Here is a 24,895-nt window from a genome sequence, read left to right on the forward strand (position 1 = left end):
GTTCAGCTCCTCGGTCGGCGGGGGCGGTTCGGTACGGCGGAGGCGTCGTCGGCGGCGGCCGCCCCTTCCGGGCCGAGCAGGGCGGTCAGCCGGTCGGTGACGGCGGCCAGCCGCCCGGGCGGCAGCAGGCCCGGGCCCCGGGCGGCGGCGAAGTCAGCGAAGGCCTCGGGGGTGGTGAACGCCGGGCGGTAGCCGAAGGTCTCGCGCAGCCGCGTGGTGTCCACCACCCGGCCGTGGGTGAGCAGCCGCAGCTGCTCCGGCGAGACGTCCACCAGCCGGGTCTGCCGGGCCAGGACGGCCATCCAGCTGACCGCGGGCAGCAGCAGCGGCAGGGTGGGCCGGCCGAGCCGGCGGGCGCACTGGGAGAGCAGCAGGACGCCCTCCCCCGCCACGTTGAAGGTCCCGGTGTTGACGGTGCCCGGTTCGGGCTCGCCGACGGCCCGGCAGAGTACGGCGACGGCGTCGTCCTCGTGGACGAACTGCAGCCGCGGGTCGTAGCCGAGGACGGTCGGCAGCACCGGGAGCGCGAAGTACTCGCCGAGCGGGGTGTCCGCGTTCGGACCGACGATGTTGGCGAAGCGCAGCACCGTCACCGCGACGTCAGGGCGGCGCCGGGCGAAGCCCCGGACGTACCCCTCGACCTCCGCCGCGTCCTTGGCGAAGCCCCCGCCGGGCGGGTCCTTCGGCTGGATCCGCTCGCTGAACACCGCCGGGTCACGGGGCGCGGAGCCGTACACGCCGGTGGTCGACTTCACCACCAGCCGACGCACCCCGGGTGCCTTCTGGCAGGCGCCGAGCAGCTGCATGGTGCCGATGACGTTGGACTCCTTCACCGCGGAGCGGTTGGTGGAGCCCAGGCCGGTGGCGCTGACGCTGAGGTGCACGACGGTGTCCACCCGGTGCTCGGCGAGCACCCGGGCGAGCGCCGGGCGCCGCAGGTCGAGCTGGTGGAAGCGGTACGGGGCGGCCGGGCCGGCCGGCTCCTCGGCCGGCACCCGGGGCGGCTGCACGTCCACGCCGACGACCAGGTCCACGCCCGGACGGCGACGGACCTCGGCGGCGAAGCGGGCACCGAGACGGCGCGCCACGCCGGTGACGAGCACGACCACGCCCACGGTGCTGCACCCCATTCCTCGACCCGAGCGGCCTGTGTGCACCGTACCGCGCCGCCCTGCCGGGCCGGGAAACGACACCGCCCGCCCGGGCCACGAGGGCCAGGGCGGGCGGTGGAAGCGCTGGACGCGCTGGGCGCGGCCGGGGGCGCTTACTTCTTGTTGCGACGCTGAACGCGAGTGCGCTTGAGAAGCTTGCGGTGCTTCTTCTTGGCCATACGCTTGCGACGCTTCTTGATGACAGAGCCCACGGAACAACCCTCGCTCACTGAGACTCTCGTCCGTGAGAGACGGAGTCCATACGACTGACGTGAGGGCCTAGCCTACCGTCCATGGCGCGAAGGCCGTAATCCCGCTCCCGGTAGCCGGGAAACTCGCGGGAAATCCAGGGCGAACGGGGACGAACGGGGGTGGGCCCGCGGCTGCGGACCCGCCCCCGCCGGCCCGGTCCTACGCGCTCTCGAGCCGCACGTACGACTCCTTGAGGTACTCGTGCACCGCCTGCTGGGGCACCCGGAAGGACCGTCCGACCCGGATGGCCGGCAGTTCTCCGCTGTGCACCAACCGGTACACCGTCATCTTGGACACCCGCATGACCGCAGCGACCTCCGCCACGGTCAGGAAGACGACTTCCTGCAGGGGACGCTCCAGGGAACTCATGACCATCACCCGACCCTTACCCGTGTGCAAGGCACCGGCTTCCCCTCCGGTGACTCCACCGGCACACGTGTATCCCCAGAGTAGTTATGGGTGGTACCAGTGGGAAGAGGGGAGGTGCAGTCCTCGTACGGTGAGAGATAGGACTGTTGCAGTACGTAGCCACTCGGCGGATCGCACGGGTCGGCGTACGCACGGCCCGGCGGGCGGGCGGCCGGGGCGCCCTCGCTGCCCGGCCGGGGCGGCGGGTTCAGGCCAGCAGACCGTGGTGGGGGAACACCGCGCGGCGGCTCGCGAGGATGGCCTGATCGAGCCGGTCGGCCGGATCGTAACCCGCGTCGAAGTCGCGCCAGGCCGGGCGGGCGCCGTCGGTCATCCGCAGCGGGGCCGGGCGGCGGGTACGGCGGTAGACCTCGGCGCGCCAGGACTCGGGGGTCTCGGTGGCGGGGTCGACGGGTCGTCCGGCGGCGGTGGCGACCAGATGGGTCCAGGTGCGCGGGACGACGTCGACCACCGCGTAGCCGCCCCCGCCGGTGGCCACCCAGCGGCCGTCGGCGTGGCGGTGGGCGAGGTCGTGCAGTTCCTCGGCGATCAGCCGCTGGGCGTCCACGGTGACGGCGAGGTGGGCGAGCGGGTCCTCCACATGGGTGTCGGCGCCGTGCTGGGTGACCAGGACCTGCGGCCGGAAGGCGTCGAGCAGGTCGGGCACCAGGGCGTGGAAGGCGCGCAGCCAGCCGGCGTCGCCGGTGCCGGCCGGCAGCGGCAGGTTGGCGGCGGAGCCGGGGGCATCCGGGCCGCCGGTCTCCATCGGCCAGCCGGTCTGCGGGAAGAGCGTGGCGGGGTGCTCGTGCAGGGAGACGGTGAGCACCCGGGGGTCGTTCCAGAAGGCCTCCTGGACGCCGTCGCCGTGGTGGACGTCCACGTCGACGTAGGCGACCCGCTCGGCGCCGAGTTCGAGCAGCCGGGCGATGGCCAGCGCGGGGTCGTTGTAGATGCAGAAACCGGAGGCCTTGCCGGGCATCGCGTGGTGCAGTCCGCCGGCGAAGTTGACGGCGTGCGGGGTCTCGCCGCGCCAGACCGCCTCGGCGGCGGCCACCGACTGGCCGGCGATCAGCGCGGAGGCCGAGTGGATCGCGGGGAAGGACCAGTTGTCGTCGGTGCCGAGGCCGTGCCGGGGGTCGGTCCGGTCGGGGTGGGCGGCGGCGTGCTTGACCGCCTCGACGTACTCCCGGGTGTGCACCAGCTGGAGGGTGGACTCGCCGGCGGCCGGCCCGGACCGGACGGTCACCCCGGGACCGCCGTCCAGCCCGAGGGCCTCGACCAGACGCATGGTGAGCGCCAGCCGGGTCGGGTCCATCGGGTGGCCGGGGCCGAAGTCGTAGGCGGTGACGGCCTCGTCCCAGAAGAGGTGCAGGCCGCAGGGGGTGTCACGCTCGGCTTCGGGCATGGCCTCCACCGTAGCGGGTGGCGGTGGCCGGGCCGCCGCCAGGGCGCGCCGGGGCGGAAGCGCTTTGTTGAGGCGGTACAGACAAAAGCTATCCGGCTCCCTATCCTCTCCGCCATGAAGCCATTCAGCGTGCAACGCCTTGGGGTAATTCTCGCTGCAATACTGGGACTTGGCCTGTTCTTTGCCGCCCAGCCGGCCTCCGCCGCGGTCAGCGGACCCGCTTTCGCCGTCGACAGGTCGACCGCGAAGGCCGGTGACCAGCTGACCCTGACGCTGTCCCTCACCAACACCGAGACCAGCGACATCTACTTCGGCTACGAGACCATCTCGCCGACCTGGCCCGCCAACACCAGCGGCGCCTTCACCGTCACGAGCTGCACCGGGGACACGGTCGACTGCGTGATCAGCGGGAACAGCGCCAACTTCCACTTCAACGCGCCGATCGCGCCGGGAGCGACCAGGACCGTCACGCTCACCGTCAAGATCGCCGACACCCCGTCGTGGGGCGCCGGGCCCTACACGGTGAACTGGGCGACCTACCTCTACTACGAGTTCGGCCAGGTGGGCAGTCCGACCGACGTCAGGGAGGGCGGCTCGCTCTCCGGGCTGCCCGAGCTGCAGACCGTGATCAGCTGACCCCCGTCCCGCCAACGGCCCCCGTCGTCACGCGGCGGCGGGGGCCAGCGCCGGTGCCGGGGCGAAGCGGTCCGCCAGCGGCAGGACGGCGAGCACCAGCAGCATCGGGGCCAGCAGCGCCCAGCGGTAGGAGCTCGCGTCGGCGATCGCCCCGACCAGCGGCGAACCGATCAGGAAACCCACGTAGTTGAAGAGGTTGAGCCGGGCCACCGCGGCGTCCGAGTCGGCCGGGAAGAGCCGGCCGCCGGCCGCGAAGACCTGCGGGATGATCGCGCAGATGCCGAAGCCGAGCACAGTGAACCCGGCGACGCCCGCCCAGGCGGCGGGCGCCACCGCGGCCACCCCGAAACCGAGCGCGGCCAGCGCCGCACCCGCGCGGACCACCAGGACGGCGCCGAAGCGCTGCACCGCGCGGTCGCCCAGAGCGCGGCCGAGCAGCATCGCGACCATGTAGCCGAGGTAGGAGAGCTTGGCGAGGTCCTCGCGGCTGCCCAGGCCGTCGGTGAGGTACTTGACGCTGTAGTTGGAGACCGAGGCGTCGGCGATGTACGCGAAGGCCATCGCCAGGCAGAGCGGCAGCAGCGGCCGCCAGGGGATGGACCGGGCGGCGGCCTCGGCGGCCTCCCGGACGGCGTCGCCGAGTTCGGCCGGGCCCGCGAAGCTGGTGCCGGTGACCACCGCGAGCGGGGCGATCACCGCGGCGGCCGTGCCGAACAGCACCGGCAGCCCGAGGTCGTAGTGCGAGCCGAGGCCCGCCAGGGCCGCGCCGACGATGCCGCCCAGGCTGAACGCGGCATGGAAGCCGATCATGATCGAGCGGCCGTAGCGGTGCTGCAGGCCCACCCCGAGCATGTTCATACTGGCGTCCAGTGCCCCCACCAGCAGCCCGAACGCCCCCAGCGCGAGGGCGAGTTGCCACAGCATGTCACCGAGCCCGGCCGCCGCCAGGCTGAGGCAGACGGCGGGTTGGACCACCCGCAGCACGGCCCGCGCGCCGGTGCGCTTCACCAGCTGCTCGGAGGTGATCGAGCCGACCCCGGCCAGGATCGGCACGGCGGCCAGGAAGACCGGCAGCAGCCCGTCGCTCAGCCCGTACCGGTGCTGCAGCTCCGGGATACAGGTGACCAGCAGCGCGAAGGTGGTGCCCTGCAGCAGGAAGCTGACGGCGAGTGCGGCCCGCCCCACCCGCAGGCCGGGCGGGACCGCGGACGGCGCGGCACTCATACGGACCTCCACACGGGCCTCCCGGCGACCTCGCTACCGCCCGGTAGGACGATGTTGGCGAGAGCGTAGGCGGTGCGCCGCGATTGCGGGAGGGGTCGCGCAGGGACTTCTGCCCCGGCCGCCGCGGACTACTTCCCGCCGGAGGCCAGCTCCCTGGAACGGTCCCGGGCCGCCTCCAGGGCGCCCAGCAGCGCGGCCCGCACACCGTGGTTCTCCAGCTCGCGGATGGCCGCGATGGTGGTGCCGGCCGGGGAGGTGACCGCCTCGCGCAGCTTCACCGGGTGCTCGCCGGAGTCCCGCAGCATCACCGACGCGCCGATCGCGGACTGCACGATCAGGTCGTGCGCCACCTGGCGGGGCAGGCCGAGCAGGATCCCCGCGTCGGTCATCGCCTCGACCAGGAAGTAGAAGTAGGCCGGGCCGGAGCCGGAGAGCGCGGTGGCCGCGTCCTGCTGGGACTCCGGCAGCCGCAGCGCCTTGCCGACCGAGCTGAAGATCTCCTCGGTGCGCGCCAGGTGCTCCTCGGTGGCGTGCGAGCCCGCCGAGATGACGCTCATCCCCTCGTCCACCAGGACCGGCGTGTTGGGCATCACCCGGACCACCGGAGTGCCGGCCGCCAGCCGCTCCTCGAACCAGGCCGTCGGGACGCCGGCCGCGGCCGAGATCACCAGCCGGTCCGCACCGACGTGCGGGGCCAGCTCCTCCAGCAGGGTACCCATGTCCTGCGGCTTGACCGCGAGGATCAGGGTGTCGGCGAGCTTGGCGGCCTCGGCGTTGGAGACCGCCACCACGCCGTACCGGGCGGCGAGTTCGACCGCGCGCTCGGGGCGGCGGGCGGTCACCAGGACGTCCGCCGGGTTCTTGCCCGCCCGCAGCAGGCCGGAGAGCAGGGCCTCGCCGATCTTGCCGGTGCCCAGGAAGGCGATCTTCTGTCCGCGTGCTGCGCTGCTGCCCATGGTCCGCTCCTTGCCTTGGTACTGCGGCCATCCTCGCACCGTACGTCGGCGCCCGGCGGGACCGTCCGGTTCGTGGTCGCCGGGCCCGGCGGGGTGCGCCGCTCGCTCGGCCGTCGCCGCGCCTTGTCGCGCCTTGTCGGCCCTTGTCGACCTTCCCGCCCCTAGGGAGAAAACCAGGGGGTTCCCCTATGGCCTCCGGGGCCGGGCGGGCGCACCGTTGAACCATGGCACACGACGAAATGTCCCGACGTGAGAACCGGCAACTCGCCGTCGCCTCGGCGACCGTGGGCCCGTGGCGAACCGCCGCGGGGGTCGGTGCGGTGGTGGGGGCGACCTCCCTGGGGATCGAGGCGATCTCCGGGAGCTGGTCGCTGAGCATGCTGGCCGGACCGGCCGGCTGGGCGCTGTTCTTCTTCTTCCTGGTCGGCACCGTCGGCGGGCAACTGCGCCGCGACACCGCCGACCGGCGGCTGCGCCGCTGGGCGAACGACCACCCGTGGCAGTCGGCCCTCCCGGCGGCCGGCGGGCTGCTGGCACTGAACACCCTGGCGCAGCTGTTCCTCGGCGACTCCGGTCTGTTCGGCGCCTTCTTCATCTCGCTGCTGCCCGCCGGCCTCCTGCTGGCGATCGCCGGGGTGGTGGGGTCGGTGAAGCAGGCCCGCCGCAAGGGCTGACGCACCGGCACGGTTCAGGACGAAACAGGGTGAAGCGCCACCCGGCGGGCACGAGTTCACCACGTGGAGCGCCCCCGATCAGCGCATCGTCACACCCCGTCGTCATACTGGCGCGATGCCGATAGCCGAAGATCCGGAACCGCGCCCCGTCAGGGGCGACGAGCCGGGCGGGTCCGACCCGTCCGGAACGGGTGCGAAGGACCCGTTCGCCGACCTCGTCCTGGACGACGAATTCGTCCGGGGCGCCGCCGTCAAGGAACAGAGCGGGCGCACCCGCATGCTCACCGCCCGGTGGAAGCACACCCCGCCGGTCGACCCGGGCGGCCGCCGCTCGGTCAACGACGGCCCGGCGAAGAAGGCCAAGCGCCGCTTCGGGCGCAAGCCGAAGCCCCAAGCGGTCGACCCCTGGGGCAACCCGCGCCCGCGCAGTCGCCAACTGCCGTGGCGCACACCGCTCTACGTCGTGCTGACCGTCACCGTGCTGCTCGCGGCCCTGAACGTCAACGGGCTGCGCAACTGGTACTCGGACCACTACGGCGGCTCCTCCTCGGCCCACACCCCCGCGCCGACCGTCGCCCCCGAGACGGCCCGGCCGACCACCGCGCCGCCGAAGGTCGACGAACAGCAGCCGACCGTCGACCACCCCTGGGCCGGGTCCCTCGCCGAGGGCTGGCCGAACGGCGCCGAGGCCTTCGTCCTCCCCGAGGCACAGGCCACCGGCGTCTTCTCCACCGCCCAGGTCGCCGCCCAACTGCAGTCCGTCAAGGACTACCTGATCGCCGCCAACCTCGACCCCAAGGTGGTCGCCGGCGGCCGTCCGGACGCCGCCCTGGCACTGCTGGAGCGGGAGGACCAGGACGGCGCGAAGGCCGCACTGGAGCACCCGTCCAAGGACAACGACCCGACCAACTGGTTCAGCCGGTTCGACCCGCGCGACGCGATCCCGGTGGGCGACACGGTCAAGGTGCAGGGCCGGATGACCTACGAAGGCGACGGGGACAAGGGCGTCCTGATCCACACCGACTTCAGCTTCGTGTACGCGCTGCGCCCCGGCCCCGAGGCCGCCAAGCGGGCCGGGTCGCCCCAGCCGACGACCCCCGCCCCGCAGCCGACGAAGCCCGCCGCGCCGCAGGGCGGCGGCACGGCCAAGCCGGCGGGTCTCCTCGTGCCGGCGGGTCTGCTCGCGCCGACGGACGACGTGGCCGGGGACACCTGGACCACCCGCACGATCGTGCGGCGGGCGGACACGTTCCGCTTCTACGACCCGGGCCGCTACCAGGTCCAGCCGAAGAAGATCGTGTACGCCAAGAGCCAGACGGACCCCGCCAACTCGGCCTGCGACGTCTACGACGGCTTCTTCCACCCGCAGTTCGACCAGTTCGCGGCGCTGCGACCGGACACCCCCGGCTCCCGGCCGACCGGCCCGGCCATCGACCCGTACGACCGCAGCAAGGACATCCAGCAGACCGACGAGTGCGGCACGATCAGCCGCTACTGACCGGTCAGCGCTTGCGCTTGGCCCTGGCGTCGGGCCGGCCGCTGCGGCCGGCCTGGCGCTTCTCGTACTGGGCGACGGCCCGCTGGTACGCGGCGCGGCGCACCGCCTCGCCCGGCGCCTCGACCAGGCTGCGGGCGAAGTAGGCGGCCAGGGCGCCGGCGCTGCCGATGAGCCAGACCGCGCCGAGCGACTTGTCCTCGGCCATCCAGCCGGTCAGCTGGTCCCTGCCCTCGGTGAGCAGCTTCCAGGTGCGCCGGACGGACATCATCGAGCAGATCGCGATGGCGGCGGTCATCAGCCCGTTGACGAAGGTCCCGTTGTCGGAGAGGGCGATGCCCTCGACGCCGAACCGCAGCACCAGCACCACGGCGGCGGTCGCGGCCAGGGCGCCGACGGACACGGCGACCCGGCGCGGCCAGTAGCCGCCGTCCCGGTTCAGCCAGCTGGTGCCGAACCAGCGGATCGGCTCCGGCTCGGGCGCGCCGACGGTCTTGGGGGCGCCGACGGCCTTGGGCGCGGGGGTGGGGGGCTGCTCGCTCACGCCGTCGATTATCACCCGACCGCCCCATCCGGCGGAGGAGCCGTCCGAACCGACGGAGGAGCCGTCCCCTACGGCGAAGGAGCCGTCCCGGCCTGCGGGACGGCTCCTTCGCGTACTGCCGGGGCTCAGCCGAGCTTGGTCACGTCGCGGACGGCGCCCTTGTCGGCGGAGGTGGCCATCGCGGCGTAGGCGCGCAGGGCCTGGCTGACCTGGCGCTCGCGGCTCTTCGGGCGGTAGCCGCCCGAGGCCTCCAGGGCGCGGCGGCGCTCGGCGAGGACCTCGTTCGGGACCTCCAGGGAGATGGTCCGGCCGGGGATGTCGATGGCGATGGTGTCGCCGTCCTCGACGAGGGCGATGGTGCCGCCGGAGGCCGCCTCCGGGGAGGCGTGGCCGATGGACAGACCCGAGGTGCCGCCGGAGAAACGGCCGTCGGTGACCAGCGCGCAGGCCTTGCCGAGGCCGCGGCCCTTGAGGAAGGACGTCGGGTAGAGCATCTCCTGCATGCCCGGGCCACCCTTGGGGCCCTCGTAGCGGATGACGACGACGTCGCCCTCCTTGATCCGCTTGGCCAGGATCGCCTCGACCGCGTCCTCCTGGGACTCGACGACGACGGCCGGGCCGCTGAAGGTCCAGATCGACTCGTCCACGCCGGCGGTCTTCACGATGCAGCCGTCCTCGGCGAGGTTGCCGTGCAGCACGGCCAGGCCGCCCTCGACGGAGTAGGCGTGCTCGACGCCGCGGATGCAGCCCTTGGCGGCGTCGGTGTCCAGCGACTCCCAGCGCTCGGACTGGGAGAAGGCCTCGGAGGAGCGGACGCAGCCGGGGGCGGCGTGCCACAGCTCGACGGCCTCGGCGGAGGGCGAGCCGCCGCGCACGTCCCAGGTCTTGAGCCACTCGGCGAGCGAGTCGGCGTGCACGGTGTGGACGTCCTCGTTGAGCAGCCCGCCGCGGTACAGCTCGCCGAGGATCGCCGGGATGCCGCCGGCCCGGTGGACGTCCTCCATGTAGTACGAGCCGTTCGGCGCGACCTTGGACAGGCAGGGCACCTTGCGGGAGATCGCGTCGATGGCCCGCAGGTCGAAGTCCAGCTCGGCCTCCTGGGCGGCGGCGAGCAGGTGCAGGATCGTGTTGGTCGAGCCGCCCATGGCGATGTCCAGGGCCATGGCGTTCTCGAAGGCGGCGCGGGTGGCGATCGCCCGGGGCAGGACGGAGGCGTCGTCACCGTCGTAGTAGCGGTTCGCGATCGCGACGACGGTCTGCCCGGCGTTCTCGTACAGCGCCCGGCGGGCCGTGTGGGTGGCGAGCACCGAACCGTTGCCGGGCAGCGAGAGGCCGATGGCCTCGGTGAGGCAGTTCATCGAGTTGGCGGTGAACATGCCGGAACACGAACCGCAGGTCGGGCAGGCGTTCTCCTCGATGATCGCGATGTCCTCGTCGGAGACGTTCTCGTTGACGGCCTGCGAGATCGCGTCGACCAGGTCGAGCTTGCGCACGGTGCCGTCGACCAGGGTGGCCTTGCCGGCCTCCATCGGACCGCCGGAGACGAAGACGGTCGGGATGTTCAGGCGCAGCGCGGCCATCAGCATGCCCGGGGTGATCTTGTCGCAGTTGGAGATGCAGATCAGGGCGTCCGCGCAGTGCGCGTTGACCATGTACTCGACCGAGTCGGCGATCAGGTCGCGCGAGGGCAGCGAGTAGAGCATGCCGCCGTGGCCCATCGCGATGCCGTCGTCCACGGCGATGGTGTTGAACTCGCGCGGGATGCCGCCCGCCTGCTTGATCGCCTCGGAGACGATCCGGCCCACCGGCTGGAGGTGGGTGTGGCCGGGGACGAACTCCGTGAAGGAGTTGGCGACCGCGATGATCGGCTTGCCGAAGTCCTCGCGGGCTACACCGGCCGCCCGGAGAAGCGCCCGGGCGCCTGCCATGTTGCGACCGTGGGTGACCGTACGGGACCTCAGCTCGGGCACTGTGCTCCACTCCTTCGGGCTCTCGCCGGCGCCCCGCCGGTGGGAGGGTGCGGGGGCCGCTGTGGCTACCGAGCCTACGCCCGCCGTCCGGGCGGCGGACGGGCCGTCCGCGATGCGGTCGTACCGCCGGCGTGCGGGCCGGCGTGCGGGCCGGGGGGTTGTCGACGGGCGGTGGGCGGGGGGCGGCTGGCCGGCGGGGGCGGCGGGCAGTCGGCAGTGAGGTGGGCGGCTGGTCGGTGGGCGGCGCTGCGGGATCACCCCGGGGTGACGGCCACCGTGAGGTCGAGGGCGAACGGCTCGACCACGATGCCGTCCGGGAACTCGACGAGCATGGCCTCCCGCTCGGCGGCCAGCACCGGCGCACGCTCCTCGGGGCTCAACGAGGCCAGGTACGAGCGGGAGGTGAGGTCGGTCAGCACGTGGTCGACGGTGACCCGCCGCTCCCAGTGCAGCACCGCCCGTTCGACCGCGAGGCCGGCCGGCGCGAAGTGGCTGGTGTGGTCGCTGATCCCGCCGTAGCCGCGGTAGCGGGCGGGCAGTGCGGCGGCCATCCGCCGGTCCCGGGCCCGGACCCACGGCACGGTCTCGTCGTGCACGTTCCACCAGACGGCGACGGCGCCGCCCGGCCGCAGGACCCGGAGCGCCTCGGGGACCGACCGCTCGGGGTACGTCCAGTGGAAGGCCTGGGCGTAGGTGATCAGGTCGGCGGAGTGGTCGTGGAAGGGCAGGTCGTCGCCGCTGCCGCGGACCAGCGGCAGCGTGGGCGAGGAGGCCAGGAACTGGGCGGCCATGCCGGAGCTGGGCTCGACGGCGACGACGTCCGCGCCCCTGGCGGCCAGCAGCCGTGTGGCGATGCCGGTGCCCGCGCCGACGTCCAGGACCCGGGCGCCCTTGAGGCCCCGGCCCCACAGCCGCTCCAGCGCGTCGAACAGCTCGTCGGGGTAGCCGGGGCGGCCCCGGTCGTACTCGGCGGCCACCGCGCCGAAGCTCCCGGCGGCCTCCCGGTAGTTCCGCTCCTCCGTCATGTCTCGCCCTCCGTACGGAAGTTCGTACCCACAGCGGGGCGTGCCCGTGCGGCTCAGCGTACGCGCGAGGAGGTGGCCAGGTGCAAGCGGGTAAAAGCCAGGGCCTCGGCCAGATCGGCCTCGCGTTCGGCGGGCGACGCGGAGCGCCGGGTGTTGACTTCCAGCACCACGTGGCCGTCGAACCCGGTACGGGCGAGGTGCTCCAGCAGCTCCGCGCAGGGCTGCTTGCCGCGGCCGGGGATCAGGTGCTCGTCCTTGCCGGAGCCGCTGCCGTCGGCCAGGTGCACGTGGGCGAGCCGGTCGCCCATCCGCTCGACCATGGCGAAGGTGTCGATCCGGGACGTCGCCACGTGCGAGAGGTCGATGGTGAAGTGCCGGTACTCCTCGTCGGTGACGTCCCAGCCGGGCGCGTACGCCAGCACCTCACGGTCGCGGTAGCGCCACGGGTACATGTTCTCGACGGCGAAGCGGACGTCGGTCTCGCCCGCCATCCGGTTGATGCCCTCGACGAAGTCCCGGGCGTACTGGCGCTGCCAGCGGAACGGCGGATGGACGACGACGGCGCTCGCGCCGAGCTTCTCGGCCGCCGCCCGGGCCCGGACCAGCTTGGTCCACGGGTCGGTGGTCCACACCCGCTGGGTGATCAGCAGACAGGGCGCGTGCACGGCCAGGATCGGCAGCTGATGGGCGTCGGAGAGCCGGCGCAGCGCCTCGATGTCCTGACTGACCGGATCGTTCCAGACCATCACCTCGACCCCGTCGTAGCCGAGCTTCGCCGCCAGCTCGAAAGCGACGGCGGTGCTCGCCGGGTACACCGAAGCGGTGGACAGGGCCACCTTGGTGTCGGGGATGTGCAGCGCCGGGTGCTGGGGCAGCACCAGCCGGTCGGTGGTGCGCAGCAACGGCGGACGGGCGGCGTCCCGGCGGGCGGCCTTGACCGAGCGCACCGACTGGACGGCGGCCTTCGCGGCACCGGCGGCCCGGGCGGTGCGGGTCTCCCGCGGCGCGGCCTTGGCGGCCGCCTTGCGGGGGGCCGGGCCGCGGGCGGGCGCCGCCCCGGGCTGCTCCGGCGGCTGCGTCGGGGGCTTCTTGTCCGTGGCCTTCTTGTCCGTGGTCTTCTTCGTCGCCGGCTTCTTCGCGGTCGGCTTCTTCGCGGTCGGCTTCTTCGCGGTCGGCTTCTCGGCGGCGGTGCGCGTCGTCGCGGCGGTCTTCGGTGCGGCCGTCTTCGGGGCGTCCTTCGTGGCAGCCTTCTTCGTGGCGGCCTTCTTCGTGGTGCGCTGGGCCGCCTTCACAGCCTTGGCGGCCTGCGCGGCGGTGGCGCCCTTGACCGCCTTGCCGAGCCGGCGGCGCGGGCTGTCCGGCCGCGGCTGCCCGTCCCCGGGAGCGCGGCCCTCCCGCGTCCCGTCCTCGCCCGCTGGTTGCACCACGGGAGACAGCGTAAGCGGAGCTCGCTCCGAACGGGACGCCGTCCTACGGAGTCAACGCCGGTCGGCGCCGGTCGGCGGGGCTGTCCATGGCGTCCAGGCGGCGCAGGATGATGCCCTCGCGCAGCGCCCACGGGCAGACGTCCAGCTCGTCGAGGCCGAACAGGTCCATCGCGGCGTCGGCGACCAGCGCGCCGGCCAGCAACTGCTTGGCACGGCCCTCGGAGACGCCGGGGATCTGGGCGCGCTCGGCGACGGTCATCGTGGCCAGCCGCGGCAGCCAGGCGCCAAGCCCGCTGCGGGTGAGCCGGCGGTCGGTGTACGGGCCGGCGTCGGCGGGCGCGGCGCCGGTCATCCGGGCCAGCTGCTTGAAGGTCTTGGAGGTGGCGACCGCGTGCTGCGGCGGCCCGAGCCGGGAGATCTCGCCGACCACGGTGGCCATCTCGGCCCGGATGTGGCGTCTCAGCTCGCGCAGCCCGTCCGGGTCCGCGACGTCCCCGGGCAGCCAGCGGGCGGTCAGCCGCCCGGCGCCCAGCGGCAGCGAGCAGGCGACGTCCGGCTGCTCGTCCAGACCGCAGCCGATCTCCAGCGAGCCGCCGCCGATGTCCAGGTTGAGCAGCCGGCCGGAGGACCAGCCGAACCAGCGGCGAACCGCCAGGAAGGTGAGCCGGGCCTCGTCCTGCCCGGAGAGCACCCGCAGCTCGACACCGGTCTCGGCGGTCACCCGGCGCAGCACCTCCTCGCCGTTCGCGGCCTCGCGCACGGCGGAGGTGGCGAACGGCAGGATGTCGACGACACCCTTGTCCTCGGCGACCCGCAGCGAGGACGCGATGTGGCCGACCAGCCGCTCGATACCGGCCTCGTTTATCGAGCCGTCCTCGTCCAGCAGCTCGGCCAGGCGCAGTTCGGCCTTGTGGGAGTACGCGGGCAGCGGGGCGGCGCCCGGATGGGCGTCCACCACGAGGAAGTGGACCGTGTTGGAACCTACGTCGAGAACACCGAGTCGCATAACTCTCCACGCTACGCGATCCGGGCCCGGGCGAGGGGGGTTGCGACGGTATTCACGCTGGTCCGGGGCGGCGTCCGGGCCCTCGGCGGCCTCCGGCTCCCTGGCGTTCGCCCCCCGGCGTCAGGTTCCCCGGCGTCCCGTCACAGCAGGCCGTCCCACAGCTGCTCCACGATGACGGCCCACCAGTTCTCCGGATCGGCGAAGACCGAACCGTCCGCCTCCACCAGAGCACGCTGCAGACCGTCCACCGCCTCGCCCGCCGCCACCGGGCCGAGGCCGCGCAGGGCGGGCCACCAGCCGGCGAACACCTCCAGGCAGCGGACGAAGGCGCGCAGGTCCGCGTTGCAGTGGCGGGCGGTCGCGTAGTCCGGATCCACCGCCCGGACGGCACCGTCCACCGTGTCGAGGGCCACCAGCGCCCAGCCGTCCGTCCCCAGCACCAGCTGCCCGGCGAGCGCCGGACGCTCGCGCTCGGCCACCCGGGCGCCGCGGCCGAGCGCCGCCAGGTGGGCCGCCAGCGGCGGCAGCACGGTGCCGGGGCGGGTGCCGCCCGCGATCGCCTCCGCGCCGGGGTGGTGCAGGGCGAAGAACCCCGGCACGGCCGTCGGCACACCCACTGCCAGCAGCAACGCGGCCGCGTTCCCGGGCAGTTCGGCCCGCGCCACGTCCGCCGGGTCGAAACGCTGCACACCCGCCGGGCCGAACCGCTCCGCGAGCCGCGCGGCGAGCGCCGCGTCGGGCTCGTCCGGCGCGTTCCGCACCGGGCGGGGGAAGGGCACCCGGTTGCGGGCCGGCCCGTCCGGGGGCGCGGGCAGCGCCCGTACGGCGGCGGCCCGGTGGTCGAACCGCGGGCCGTACGGCAACTCGAAGTCGACCCGGGCGTCCGGCAGTTCGGCGGCCAGCGCGTGGGCCCAGTAGCCGCCGGGCAGGGCGCTCATCCGCAGGTCGGTCCGGACGGCCAGCACGTCCCCGGCCGCCACCCCCTGCTCGCGCAGCCACCACCAGCCGCGCAGCGCCGGATGCGGCAGGCCCGCCGCCGAACGCAGCGCCAGCGACCGCTCCTCGCCCGCGTCGTCCCGGTACGTCAGCTCGGCACGGGCACCGCGGCCGGTCGCCGGCGGCCGGGTCGGGTCGTACCCGCCCGCGCCGACGAAGTCCCGGTACAGCCCGACCACTTCGTCCACCGGCACCGAGGGCCACACCGTGAACCGCCCGCTCTCCCGGTCCACCACGGCACAGGCAGCCCCCACCTCCTCGGGCGCCCGCCGCTCACCGGTCCGCGGATCCACCTCCACACGCGCGGGCTCCGCCCACACCACCCACCCGAGCTCGAACTCGTGCGCGCACACCCGCCGCACCACCCCGGCGCCCTGCGGAAGATCCCCGTTGATCCACCGATGCCCCGCCGCCACCGCCTGCGCCCGCGAAACCACCCGGCCACCCCCGTCCCCGACACCCAACCCGACCGCGCCGCGACCCTACGCCCTCACACCAAGGAGTGCCGCCTCCACCCGAACTCCCCTGCCGGCTCACGCAGAAAGTCGACCCCACCGACTGCCTGAGCAAATCCCGCCCACCCCTGCACGACCATCAAGGCCGGTCTACAGATCCACAGCGAGCCCACGCACGAAAAGTCGGCCCGCCCGACTTCCCACGCACATAGGCAAAAATATGGCGACCAGCTACAGATTTACGGGTAGCCGACCCCCACCGCACACAGGAAGTCGACCCCGCCGACTTCTCGCGCAACGCCCACCCAACCCCGGCGATCGGTCTACATACCGACCCAGCACGCGAAAAGTCGGCCCGGTCGACTTCTCACGCACGCACGCTTTCCGTCCCCATCCGGCCAATATGGAGACCGGTCTGCATATTTGCCCTGGCGGAGGTGAGCGAGCGCAGGAAGTCGGCCTGGTCGACTTCCTGCGCAAACTGCGGGTGGCTAGCCGGTGGGGGTGAGGGCGAGGGGGCGGCCTTCCGGGGTGAGGGCGATGGCCCAGAGGCCGTGGGTGGCGGGGTGGAGGGGGGTGGGGCCCTGGCGGGCGAGTTGGTGGTCGAGGTAGGTGACGGTGTCCTGGTGGTTGACGGCGTTCCAGGCATGCGGGCGGCCGAAGGCGTCCAGGGTGAGGAGGACGGCCTGGGAGCCGTGGCCGGCGCGGCGGAGGTCGTCGGCGAGGCGGTCGATGGCCTGGTCGCCGTCGCCCAGGTCACGGAAGGGGGCGCCGAGTTCGCGTTCGGCGCGGTCCCGGCCGCCGCGTTCGCCGGCGTCCCCCTCGGTGGGGATGCGCGGGGCGGCGCAGGTGGGTCGGCCGGTGTGACACTCGACGGCGGAGAGGGCGATCTCCAGGCTGTTGTTGGCCCGGCCCGGTTCGCGGTAGCCGCCGGCGTTGACGGCCTCCGCCCAGCCGCCGATGGCCGGGTGGGGGTGGCGGACCGGGAGCCCGTCCGCGTCGCGGGGTGCGCGGCGTTCGAGTTCGGCCTGGTGTTCCGGGTCGACCGGGCCGAGCCCGCCGGGCAGCCCGTACGGGCGGCTGTCGGTGATGCTGCGCGGCTGGGCGGCCGGGTCGTCGGGGTGGGCTCCGCGCCGTGCGCGCAGGGCGAGTTGGAGGGCCATGGCGTGGGCGGTCGCGACCGGGACGGCGCCCCACGCGAGGGTGGGGTCGGCGACGGTCTCGGCAGTGTCCCGGCGTCGGGTGTCGACGTGGTGCGGCTCGGGCCGGCCGAGCACCGGGGTGGTGCCGACGATCGGCGGTGTGACCGGAACCGGGGTCGGCGGACCGGTGACGGGGTGCGGCGCGGCGCCGACCGGGGTGCGGGGTGCGGGAGCGCCCGGCCGGGGTTCGCCGACGGCGGGCTGCGGCGCGGCAGCACCCGTCCCGCTGCCGAACGGTGCCGCCACCTGCGCGGCAGGCCCTCCGCCGCCGCCCGCGAGCGGCCCTGGCCCGACCGCGCCAACGGCCCCGACCGCACCAACGGCCCCGACCGCACCGACTGCACCCACCCCTCCGGCCACCGGGTACCCGGCGCCGTACGCCGGTGTCCCGAACGGCCCGGCGACGCCGACCGGCCGGATCGCCGGCGGGGCGTCCGGCGCCGGTGTGTACGAGGAGCCGGAGGAGCTGTTGGAGGACTGCGCGGCACTGGGCGCGGGCGGCGCGCTCACCGAGTCGGTCCGTACGGTCACCGGCCCGCCGCCCCCACCGCCCCCACCGTGTGCCGGAGCCGAAGCCGACGTCGCAACCGAAGCCGGAGCTGAACCCGAAGCCGCAGGGGCCTGGAGCGGGTAGTCGCCGTCCGCCCAGCCCGCCGACCCGCCGCCCTGGCGGACCGGCGCGGCGACGGACCGCCCGGGAGACCCGTCGTCGCGCGCCGGCGGCGTCCAGTCGGCACCGCCGGCCACCGCCCGGTGTTGCCCCTGCCAGCCCCCGGTCGCGTACGAGGCCCCCGCCGCCACCGCACCGGCGGGCGCGCTCGCGGCGACGGCGGTGTCCGCCCCGCCCACGACCGCACCCGGGTCCGCCACGACGGCCGAGGCCACGGTCACCACGCCGGGCGTCTTCGGATCCGGCTTGCCGTCCGGCCCCGTGCCGTCGGCCGGCTTCCCGTCCGCGGTGGCCGGCTTGTCCGGTGTCTCGGGCAGCCCGGCGGGTGGCAGCCCCACGACGGGCAGCCCGTGGACCTCCTGGCCGTGTTCGTCGGTGAGCACCGGCTGCCCGTGCTCGTCCAGCCGGACGGCCAGGTCGGCCACCCCGACGACCGGTTTGCCGTCCGGCCCCGGGACGACCAGCAGCCCGGAGGGGTCGCCCACCGGCGTGCCGTCGGCCCGGAGGATGACCGGCCGACCGTCCTGGCCGAGGACGGGCTGCCCGTGTTCGTCGAGCTTGACGGTGAGCCCGGGCACGCCGACCAGCTGTTTGCCGTCCTTGCCCGCGAGCAGGACCAGCCCCGTGCCGTCCGCGCCGAGCACGCCCGGTTCGCCGAGGGCGACGGGCAGTCCGGCGGCGAGCGGGTCGAAGGCGCCGGTGCGGTACGAGGCGGCGGTGATCCCCGTCCCCTGCGCGGTGCCGAGCCGGAGCAGGGCGACGGCGGCCGGTTCCTTGAGCACGGTGGCGAGCGCGTCCTTCATGGCACGGCCGAGTTCGGCGAGCAGCCCGCCGATCTTCAGCGCGGCGGCGTCGACGACGACGGCCGCCACGCCCGCCGCGACCTGTTCGGTGGCGGTGTTCTGCACCGTGGTCGCGAGGCCGCCGACGGCCTTCTTCAGCCCGCCGACCACCCCGCTGTTCTCCGCCCCCGGCCCGGGGGCGCCATCGGCCGCCGCGGCGAGCTTGCCCGCCGCCTCCTTGGCCTTGGCGGCCTGCTCCTCGGCCTGCGCGAGGTCGGCGGCGAGCTGTTGCAGGGTCGCGATGATCTCGGCCTTGCAGGTGTCCACGGCCCGCGCGGCCGTGTCGAAGGCGCCGGCGACCAGCCCGACCGCGGCGTGCGCGTCGTCCAGGTGGCCTTTGCCGCCGCCGCTGAAGGCCTGCCAGTACGCGCCGAAGGCTTCGACCGCGTGGCCGGAGTTGTCGGCGGTGACGCGCTGGACGGACTCGCCGCAGCGGCGGGTGAGGCGGTCGGCCTCCTTGCCGAACTCCCGCCAGACTCCGGCCGCCTTGCGCAGGCCCTCCTCGTCGGCCTGCGGCCACTGGTGGCCGGTCCTGGCCAGCACCGGGGCCAGTTCCTCGGGCAGTTTCCGGGACACGCGCTTCCCCCTCCGAGCCGGGTCCGTCAGACCGACATGTCCTTGGGGACGGCGGGCGCCGCCCCCGGGGTTGCCCCCGTCGTCGAATAGACCGCGGACACCGCCGCCGCCCCGGGCCCGGGCCCGGTCACGCCCTCGACCCCACCGCCGAAGCCGCTCGCCGCCGAGGTGTCCGTGTCCGTCGTCCGCTCGGCCATCGCGTGCAGCCCGGTCCCGACCTTCCCCACCCGTCCGGCCAACCCCCGCAGCCCGCCGACGAGTTCGCCGTGCGCCGGACCGTACACGGTGGCGAAGCCGCTGCCCGGCGTGTCCGTTCCCCAGGGGGCGCCGAGCGCGGCGAGGTCCCGTTCCAGGGCGGCGACGGCCTTCGTCAGCTCGCCCCCGATCTTCTCGAACTCCCGCCCCTCGCCGTGCAGTTCCCACGGCTTGAGGACGAACGCGCCGCCCGCGCGGTCGGACGCCCCGGTGCTGCCGCCTGCCATCCCCGTACCTCCCCGTAGCGGACCGCCATCCTAGGCACGCTCCCGGGCCTGCCCGCAGCGCCCGACGGACCTCTTCACCCCGCCTTCACCCGTACCGGGCCCCCGCCCGGCCCCGTGCCGAAGCCGGCGCCGAACCCGGCCTGAGCCCGGCCCGAACCCGGCCCGAGCGCCGTGCCGAAACCGCCGCCACGCGCACCGACCCCGTCACCACGCCCGCGAAAGCTCTACCCTTGCCGGGTGGCACCAGCAGAAACGTCCAAGAAGAAGGCCAAGGCGAAGCCCCCGGCCTCCCCCGCCCCCGTCGACCTCGCGATGCCGACCCTGCGCCGCGAGATCCCGCGCGACGAGGTCCCGCTCGACTTCCCGCGCGCCTGGGTCGAGTTCGCCGACCCCGCCGACGAGGAGCAGGTGTTCCGCTGCGACCTCACCTGGCTGACCTCCCGCTGGTCCTGCGTGTTCGGCCAGGGCTGCCACGGCATCCGTGAGGGCCGCGGCGAGTCGGACGGCTGTTGCACGCTGGGCGCGCACTACTCGGACGAGGACGACGAGAAGCGCGTCCTGGGCCACGCGGCGCGGCTGACGCCCGAGCTGTGGGAGAACTTCGCCGAGGGCACCGACGCCAAGGGCCGACTGGTCTCCGACCCCGGCAACGGCGGTAACGGCGGCGCCCGCGGCATCACCATGCTGGACGAGGACGGCGACCGCCAGACCCGCCGGGTCAACGGCGCCTGCATCTTCGTGAACAGCCCGGACTTCGCGGGCGGCGCCGGCTGCGCCCTGCACGCGCTGGCGCTCAAGGAGGGCCGCGAGCCGCTGGAGACCAAGCCGGACGTCTGCTGGCAGCTGCCGATCCGCCGCACCTACGACTGGATCGACCGCCCGGACGACACCCGCTACCTCCAGGTCTCGATCGGCGAGTACGACCGCCGTGGCTGGGGCCCGGGCGGCCACGACCTGCACTGGTGGTGCACCGGCGCCCCGGCGGCCCACCAGGGCGCGGAGCCGGTGTACGTCAGCTACCGCCCCGAGCTCACCGAGCTGATGGGCGGGGCGGCGTACGACGTGCTGGCCCGCCTGTGCGAGGAGCGGATCGCCACCAAGGGCGACCGCAGGATCGCCCCGCACCCGGCCGACCCGATCAGGAAGGACCCCGCCAAGAAGGCGGACCCGACCAGGACGGGCAAGAAGGCCAAGAAGGACTGACCTACTTGTCGATGTCCCCGACGACGAAGAACATCGACCCCAGGATCGCCACCATGTCCGCGACCAGCGTCCCCGGCAGCAGTTCGGTCAGCGCCTGGATGTTGTTGAAGGACGCCGAGCGCAGCTTGAGCCGCCAGGGCGTCTTGTCGCCGCGCGAGACCAGGTAGTAGCCGTTGATCCCGAGCGGGTTCTCGGTCCACGCGTAGGTGCTGCCCTCGGGTGCCTTGAGCACCTTGGGCAGCCGCTGGTTGACCGGGCCGGGCGGCAGGGTGGCGAGCTTGTCAAGGCAGGCGTCGGCGAGGTCCAGGGCGTTGAGGCTCTGTTCCAGCAGGCATTCGAAGCGGGCCAGGCAGTCGCCCTCTTCGCGGGTGACCACGGTGAGCACCTGCCGCAGTTCCTCGGAGCCGTACGCGAGGTAGGGCTCGTCGCGGCGCAGGTCGAGGTCGAGGCCGCTGGCCCGGGCGATGGGGCCGCTGACCCCGTAGGCCTCGGCCTGTGCCCGGGTGAGGGTGCCGACGCCGGCGGTGCGGGCGCGGAAGATCTCGTTGCCGAGGACGAGTTCCTCGAACACCGGCATCTCCGACCGCACCTTGGCGACGGCGGCGCGGACCCGGCCGAGCCAGCCCGCCGGGAGGTCCTCCTTGAGGCCGCCGACCCGGTTGAACATGTAGTGCATCCGGCCGCCGGAAGCCTCCTCCAGGACGTGCTGGAGGTCTTCGCGGCCGTGGAAGGCGTGGAAGATCGGGGTGATGCCGCCGAGCTCCAGCGGGTAGGAGCCGAGGAACATCAGGTGGTTGAGCACCCGGTTGAGTTCGGCGAGCAGGGTGCGGATCCAGACCGCCCGCTCGGGGACCTCCATGCCGAGCATCCGCTCGACGCCGAGGACGACGCCGAGTTCGTTGGAGAAGGCGGAGAGCCAGTCGTGCCGGTTGGCCAGCATGATGATCTGCCGGTAGTCACGGGCCTCGAACAGCTTCTCCGCGCCCCGGTGCATGTAGCCGATCACCGGCTCGGCGGTGATGATGCGCTCGCCGTCGAGCAGCAGGCGCAGCCGCAGCACGCCGTGCGTGGCCGGGTGCTGCGGGCCGATGTTGAGCACCATGTCGGTGGTGCCCGCCGCGCCGCTGACGTTCTCGGCTCCCGCCCCGATGCCGACCGTGGTCTCCCTCATGCCCCCAGAGTCTGCCATCCCGGCAGGAGCTCCAAGCTCGCCGCCCTCCTCAAAATCTCAGGGGGCGGCATGCGGACAGCCTGCAGCAGCCACCCGAAGCCGCCCAGCCCGTTCGGGTCGGTCAGCTCGGCCCCCTCCCCCGCCCCGCTCAGCGCCCGCAGGTAGCCCGCCGGGTCGGTGGAGGCGAGCAGGAGCGGCGGGCGCCCGCCGCTCACGCCGAGCGCGCGCAGGGCCTCGCGCTGCGTCGTCCACAGGCTGTGGAGACCGGGGACGGCGATGGCGTCCAGGGCCACGTGCGCGGTCACGTCGCAGGAGCCGTCCGGCACCGGGGACACCTCCCGGCCGTCCCGGAAGCCGGTGAAGGTGCCGAGGGGCGGCCGCCGCCCCGCCGTGTGCCCGTAGTCGACCGCGACGGCCAGGCCGCGCTCCAGTCCGGCGACGGCCCGCGCCCAGGCGGCGTCCCGCGGTCCGCCGAACTCCACCACCTCCCCGGGCTCCGAGACCGGCCACCAGCGCGCGGCCCAGGCCGATTCCGCCTCCGGCGCCTCCGCGCCCAGCCGCAGCGCTCCGCTCTCGGTGTCCACCTCGACGCAGCGCAGCACTCCGTCCTCGTCCACTTCGCCGGCGTCCAGCGGCACGTTGTCCAGCCACTCGTTGGCGAACAGCAGCCCGGTCACGCCCTGCGGCAGCTCGTCCGTCCACAGGGCTGTGGACGGGAGCCCGGCCGGGCGGTCCGCGATCTCCACGCCGTACGGGCGCAGCCGCGCCAGCACCTCGGCGGGCAGCTCGGCCAGGACCCCGGTCAGCAGTTCCCCCCGACCGGCCCCGACGTCGACGAAGGCCAGCTCCTCCGGACGACCGAGGGCCGCGTCAACCTGGAGGAGCAGCCGGGCCACCGCACGGGCGAACCTCGGCGAGGCGTGCACCGAGGTGCGGAAGTGCCCGGCCGGGCCCTCGGGCCTGCGGTAGAAGCCCCGGTCGGGGTCGTAGAGGGCCTGTTCCATGGCGGGCGCCCACCGCATCCAAGTCATGGGGCGGGACGCTACCCGGCAGTCGGAAGGCCCTCCCAATCGGAGCCGGGGCTTCTCCGACCTACGGAGTAGGACGGATCGCCCTACCGGCGGACCTGGACACGTGGAGCGACTGCCTACGCTGGACACGTGCATCGACTCAACGCCTGGCTCCGCCGTCACCCCATGGTGGTCGACGCCGCATGGGCGGCGATCGTGCTCTTCCTCGGCCTGCTCCCGGACGGCAACTTCCCCGACGGCGGCTGGCGCTTCGACGCGAACATCCTGGTCGCGCTGGTGCTGCCCGCGCTGATGGTCGTCCGCCGGCGCTACCCCGACGTCACCGTGGCCGCCGCCACCGGCCTCGGCGTCAGCCAGGTGCTCGCCGGCGTCGAGCCGGGCGCCTCCTCGATCGCCTACCTGGTCTTCGCCTACACCGGCGCCGCCTTCGGCCAGAAGTGGACCTCGCGGCTGGCGCTGGTCGCCGGGCTGTCCGCCGGGCCGCTGGTGTTCTGGCAGATGCACCCGATGAAGACGGTCCGCGAGAACTCCGGTCACTACATCTCCCGCGACTACAACCTCGGTGAAGCAGCGCTGATCATGCTGCTGATGAGCACGCCGTTCATCCTGTGCTGGGCGTGGGGCCGGCTGACCCGGGTGCGCCGCGCCTACCTGACCGAGCTGGAGGACCGCGCCGCCCGGCTGGAGCGCGAGCGGGACGCCCAGGCCAAGGTGGCGGTCGCCGCCGAGCGGGCCCGGATCGCCCGCGAGCTGCACGACGTGGTCGCGCACAACGTCTCGGTGATGATCGTCCAGGCCGACGGCGCCGCGTACGTCCTCGACAACTCCCCGCAGCAGGCGAAGGAGGCGCTCGGCACGATCGCCTCCACCGGCCGCCAGGCGCTGGTCGAGATGCGCCGCCTGCTGGGCGTGCTGCGCACCGCCGACACCGCCGAGGAGTACGTGCCGCAGCCGGGCGTGGAGGAGCTGCCGGAGCTGCTGGAGCAGGTCCGCACGGCCGGACTGCAGGTGGACTACGCGACCTCCGGGCACCCGCGCGAGCTGCCGCGCGGTGTCGAGCTGACCGTCTACCGGATCGTCCAGGAGGCGCTCACCAACGTCCGCAAGCACGGCGGCCCCGATGTGCACGCCCGGGTCGCGGTCGACTTCGGCGAGCGCGAGCTGGCCGTGCTGGTGGAGGACGACGGGCGCGGCAGCACCGACGAACAGCTGGCCTCCGGCGGCACGGACGGTCTCGGCCACGGCCTGATCGGCATGCGCGAGCGGGTCGGCATGGTCAGCGGCAGCCTCGACGTGGGCCCCCGCCCCGGCGGCGGCTTCCGGATCCGCGCCGTCCTGCCGCTCAAGGCCGCACACTGACCCTCCGCCCTCTCTCTAGGAGCCACCTTGACCATCCGCGTGATGCTCGTCGACGACCAGGAACTGCTGCGCACCGGGTTCCGGATGATCCTGCAGTCGCAGGGCGACATCGAGATCACCGCCGAGGCGGGCGACGGCGCGCAGGCCCTGGAGCTGCTGCGGCACACCACGGTGGACGTGATCCTGATGGACGTCCGGATGCCGCGCCTGGACGGCGTGCAGGCGACCCGCCGGATCTGCCTCGCCGAGGACGGCAGCCCGCTGCCGGGCGCCCCGCACGTGCTGATCCTCACCACCTTCGACCTGGACGAGTACGCCTTCGCCGCGCTCAAGGCCGGCGCCAGCGGCTTCCTGCTCAAGGACGTCCCGCCGACCGAGCTGGTGGCCGCGATCCGCGCGGTGCACGGCGGGGACGCGGTGGTCGCCCCGACCACCACCCGCCGGATGATCGACCGCTTCGCCGAGGTGCTGCCCACCCCGCAGAGCGCGCCCGGCTCGGACGTCCTCGGCCCGCTGACCGAGCGCGAGCGCGAGGTGTTCCTGCTGGTCGCCCAGGGCCTGTCGAACGGCGAGATCGCGGCCCGGCTGGTGCTCTCCGAGGCCACCGTGAAGACCCACGTCGGCCGGATCCTGGCCAAGCTCGGCCTGCGCGACCGGGTCCAGGCCGTGGTGCTGGCGTACGAGGCCGGGCTGATCCGCGCCGGGGCCACCGACTGAGCCTCCTCGGCGTCCGGG

At 74.0% G+C, this 24,895-nt stretch carries 22 protein-coding genes; 6 read left to right on the forward strand and 16 right to left on the reverse strand.

The window, feature by feature from the left end; translation table 11 throughout:
* Positions 1 to 2 precede the first annotated feature (2 nt).
* The 4 genes from ACZ51D_RS15190 to ACZ51D_RS15205 all read right to left on the reverse strand — a co-directional run bounded on the left by ACZ51D_RS15190 (position 3) and on the right by ACZ51D_RS15205 (position 3,216).
* Positions 3 to 1,115, reverse strand: coding sequence for an NAD-dependent epimerase/dehydratase family protein (locus ACZ51D_RS15190; protein ID WP_465616358.1), 1,113 nt, complete (start codon positions 1,113 to 1,115; stop codon positions 3 to 5).
* 149 nt (positions 1,116 to 1,264) lie between these two features.
* A complete protein-coding gene (locus tag ACZ51D_RS15195; protein WP_425311139.1) occupies positions 1,265 to 1,381 on the reverse strand; it encodes a 30S ribosomal protein bS22 in 117 nt (38 codons plus the stop codon).
* A 181-nt stretch (positions 1,382 to 1,562) separates the two neighbouring features.
* Entirely contained in the window at positions 1,563 to 1,772 is a 210-nt protein-coding gene (locus ACZ51D_RS15200) for a helix-turn-helix domain-containing protein (protein ID WP_360495668.1), read from the reverse strand.
* Between the two features lie 247 nt (positions 1,773 to 2,019).
* A complete protein-coding gene (locus tag ACZ51D_RS15205; RefSeq protein ID WP_465662499.1) occupies positions 2,020 to 3,216 on the reverse strand; it encodes an acetoin utilization protein AcuC in 1,197 nt (398 codons plus the stop codon).
* Positions 3,217 to 3,330: 114 nt separating this feature from the next.
* Between ACZ51D_RS15205 and ACZ51D_RS15210 the strand changes: the two genes are divergently transcribed.
* Positions 3,331 to 3,852 (forward strand): hypothetical protein, encoded by a 522-nt coding sequence (locus ACZ51D_RS15210; protein ID WP_465615974.1) that lies wholly within the window; start codon positions 3,331 to 3,333, stop codon positions 3,850 to 3,852.
* A gap of 27 nt (positions 3,853 to 3,879) precedes the next feature.
* Here ACZ51D_RS15210 and ACZ51D_RS15215 read toward each other — a convergent pair whose 3' ends face one another.
* A complete protein-coding gene (locus tag ACZ51D_RS15215) occupies positions 3,880 to 5,076 on the reverse strand; it encodes an MFS transporter (protein WP_465662501.1) in 1,197 nt (398 codons plus the stop codon).
* A 128-nt stretch (positions 5,077 to 5,204) separates the two neighbouring features.
* Complete coding sequence (gene proC / locus ACZ51D_RS15220) at positions 5,205 to 6,032, reverse strand: pyrroline-5-carboxylate reductase (RefSeq protein ID WP_465615970.1); 828 nt, start codon at positions 6,030 to 6,032, stop codon at positions 5,205 to 5,207.
* A gap of 224 nt (positions 6,033 to 6,256) precedes the next feature.
* On the opposite strand from proC, the gene ACZ51D_RS15225 reads away from it, so the two are divergent.
* Together ACZ51D_RS15225 and ACZ51D_RS15230 are read left to right on the forward strand one after the other, a co-directional pair.
* The gene (locus ACZ51D_RS15225) at positions 6,257 to 6,706 is read left to right on the forward strand and encodes a hypothetical protein (protein WP_360495682.1); all 450 of its coding nucleotides are present in this window, start codon (positions 6,257 to 6,259) and stop codon (positions 6,704 to 6,706) included.
* Positions 6,707 to 6,821: 115 nt separating this feature from the next.
* The gene (locus ACZ51D_RS15230) at positions 6,822 to 8,204 is read left to right on the forward strand and encodes an SCO2583/SCO2584 N-terminal domain-containing protein (RefSeq protein WP_465662503.1); all 1,383 of its coding nucleotides are present in this window, start codon (positions 6,822 to 6,824) and stop codon (positions 8,202 to 8,204) included.
* A gap of 4 nt (positions 8,205 to 8,208) precedes the next feature.
* On the opposite strand, the gene ACZ51D_RS15235 is transcribed toward ACZ51D_RS15230, so the two are convergent.
* The 8 genes from ACZ51D_RS15235 to ACZ51D_RS15270 form a co-directional block, all read right to left on the reverse strand.
* Positions 8,209 to 8,745, reverse strand: coding sequence for a hypothetical protein (locus tag ACZ51D_RS15235; RefSeq protein ID WP_465615964.1), 537 nt, complete (start codon positions 8,743 to 8,745; stop codon positions 8,209 to 8,211).
* A 125-nt stretch (positions 8,746 to 8,870) separates the two neighbouring features.
* Positions 8,871 to 10,715, reverse strand: coding sequence for a dihydroxy-acid dehydratase (gene ilvD, locus ACZ51D_RS15240; protein ID WP_465662505.1), 1,845 nt, complete (start codon positions 10,713 to 10,715; stop codon positions 8,871 to 8,873).
* Positions 10,716 to 10,969: 254 nt separating this feature from the next.
* Positions 10,970 to 11,740, reverse strand: coding sequence for a class I SAM-dependent methyltransferase (locus ACZ51D_RS15245; RefSeq protein WP_465615960.1), 771 nt, complete (start codon positions 11,738 to 11,740; stop codon positions 10,970 to 10,972).
* Positions 11,741 to 11,793: 53 nt separating this feature from the next.
* Complete coding sequence (locus tag ACZ51D_RS15250) at positions 11,794 to 12,597, reverse strand: sugar phosphate isomerase/epimerase family protein (RefSeq protein WP_360496078.1); 804 nt, start codon at positions 12,595 to 12,597, stop codon at positions 11,794 to 11,796.
* Between the two features lie 613 nt (positions 12,598 to 13,210).
* Positions 13,211 to 14,173, reverse strand: a complete 963-nt coding sequence (locus ACZ51D_RS15255; protein ID WP_465615958.1) for a Ppx/GppA family phosphatase — start codon at positions 14,171 to 14,173, stop codon at positions 13,211 to 13,213.
* Positions 14,174 to 14,313: 140 nt separating this feature from the next.
* Positions 14,314 to 15,606 carry an SUKH-4 family immunity protein gene (locus tag ACZ51D_RS15260; RefSeq protein WP_465662507.1) on the reverse strand — a complete coding sequence of 431 codons (1,293 nt, stop codon included), beginning with the start codon at positions 15,604 to 15,606 and terminating at the stop codon, positions 14,314 to 14,316.
* Positions 15,607 to 16,115: 509 nt separating this feature from the next.
* A complete protein-coding gene (locus ACZ51D_RS15265) occupies positions 16,116 to 18,914 on the reverse strand; it encodes a toxin glutamine deamidase domain-containing protein (protein WP_465662509.1) in 2,799 nt (932 codons plus the stop codon).
* A 26-nt stretch (positions 18,915 to 18,940) separates the two neighbouring features.
* Positions 18,941 to 19,396 carry a WXG100 family type VII secretion target gene (locus tag ACZ51D_RS15270; protein ID WP_465615952.1) on the reverse strand — a complete coding sequence of 152 codons (456 nt, stop codon included), beginning with the start codon at positions 19,394 to 19,396 and terminating at the stop codon, positions 18,941 to 18,943.
* Positions 19,397 to 19,708: 312 nt separating this feature from the next.
* Between ACZ51D_RS15270 and ACZ51D_RS15275 the strand changes: the two genes are divergently transcribed.
* On the forward strand, positions 19,709 to 20,599 hold the full coding sequence (locus tag ACZ51D_RS15275) for a DUF3109 family protein (protein ID WP_465616356.1): 891 nt from the start codon (positions 19,709 to 19,711) through the stop codon (positions 20,597 to 20,599).
* 1 nt (position 20,600) lies between these two features.
* Here ACZ51D_RS15275 and ACZ51D_RS15280 read toward each other — a convergent pair whose 3' ends face one another.
* Together ACZ51D_RS15280 and ACZ51D_RS15285 are read right to left on the reverse strand one after the other, a co-directional pair.
* A complete protein-coding gene (locus ACZ51D_RS15280; protein WP_360495709.1) occupies positions 20,601 to 21,770 on the reverse strand; it encodes an NADH-quinone oxidoreductase subunit D in 1,170 nt (389 codons plus the stop codon).
* A complete protein-coding gene (locus ACZ51D_RS15285; protein WP_465615950.1) occupies positions 21,767 to 22,801 on the reverse strand; it encodes an SAM-dependent methyltransferase in 1,035 nt (344 codons plus the stop codon). Before ACZ51D_RS15285 ends, ACZ51D_RS15280 begins: the two co-directional genes overlap by 4 nt.
* Positions 22,802 to 22,930: 129 nt before the next feature.
* Here ACZ51D_RS15285 and ACZ51D_RS15290 point away from each other — a divergent pair, with 129 nt between their 5' ends.
* Together ACZ51D_RS15290 and ACZ51D_RS15295 are read left to right on the forward strand one after the other, a co-directional pair.
* Complete coding sequence (locus tag ACZ51D_RS15290) at positions 22,931 to 24,160, forward strand: sensor histidine kinase (protein ID WP_360495715.1); 1,230 nt, start codon at positions 22,931 to 22,933, stop codon at positions 24,158 to 24,160.
* 27 nt (positions 24,161 to 24,187) lie between these two features.
* A complete protein-coding gene (locus tag ACZ51D_RS15295) occupies positions 24,188 to 24,877 on the forward strand; it encodes a response regulator transcription factor (protein ID WP_360495718.1) in 690 nt (229 codons plus the stop codon).
* The last annotated feature ends 18 nt before the right edge of the window (positions 24,878 to 24,895 follow it).

Source organism: Kitasatospora sp. NPDC033851 (genome assembly GCF_055576085.1).

What these genes read in the sequence shown, in the direction of transcription:
- ACZ51D_RS15225 (WP_360495682.1), top strand. Translation starts at nt 6,257, where the DNA reads ATGGCACACGACGAAATGTCCCGACGTGAGAACCGGCAACTCGCCGTC.
- ACZ51D_RS15255 (WP_465615958.1), bottom strand. Translation starts at nt 14,173, where the DNA reads ATGCGACTCGGTGTTCTCGACGTAGGTTCCAACACGGTCCACTTCCTC.
- ACZ51D_RS15275 (WP_465616356.1), top strand. Translation starts at nt 19,709, where the DNA reads ATGCCGACCCTGCGCCGCGAGATCCCGCGCGACGAGGTCCCGCTCGAC.
- ACZ51D_RS15280 (WP_360495709.1), bottom strand. Translation starts at nt 21,770, where the DNA reads ATGAGGGAGACCACGGTCGGCATCGGGGCGGGAGCCGAGAACGTCAGC.
- ACZ51D_RS15230 (WP_465662503.1), top strand. Translation starts at nt 6,822, where the DNA reads ATGCCGATAGCCGAAGATCCGGAACCGCGCCCCGTCAGGGGCGACGAG.
- ACZ51D_RS15270 (WP_465615952.1), bottom strand. Translation starts at nt 19,396, where the DNA reads ATGGCAGGCGGCAGCACCGGGGCGTCCGACCGCGCGGGCGGCGCGTTC.
- ACZ51D_RS15210 (WP_465615974.1), top strand. Translation starts at nt 3,331, where the DNA reads ATGAAGCCATTCAGCGTGCAACGCCTTGGGGTAATTCTCGCTGCAATA.
- ACZ51D_RS15215 (WP_465662501.1), bottom strand. Translation starts at nt 5,076, where the DNA reads ATGAGTGCCGCGCCGTCCGCGGTCCCGCCCGGCCTGCGGGTGGGGCGG.
- ACZ51D_RS15245 (WP_465615960.1), bottom strand. Translation starts at nt 11,740, where the DNA reads ATGACGGAGGAGCGGAACTACCGGGAGGCCGCCGGGAGCTTCGGCGCG.
- ACZ51D_RS15200 (WP_360495668.1), bottom strand. Translation starts at nt 1,772, where the DNA reads ATGAGTTCCCTGGAGCGTCCCCTGCAGGAAGTCGTCTTCCTGACCGTG.
- proC (WP_465615970.1), bottom strand. Translation starts at nt 6,032, where the DNA reads ATGGGCAGCAGCGCAGCACGCGGACAGAAGATCGCCTTCCTGGGCACC.
- ACZ51D_RS15285 (WP_465615950.1), bottom strand. Translation starts at nt 22,801, where the DNA reads ATGACTTGGATGCGGTGGGCGCCCGCCATGGAACAGGCCCTCTACGAC.
- ACZ51D_RS15205 (WP_465662499.1), bottom strand. Translation starts at nt 3,216, where the DNA reads ATGCCCGAAGCCGAGCGTGACACCCCCTGCGGCCTGCACCTCTTCTGG.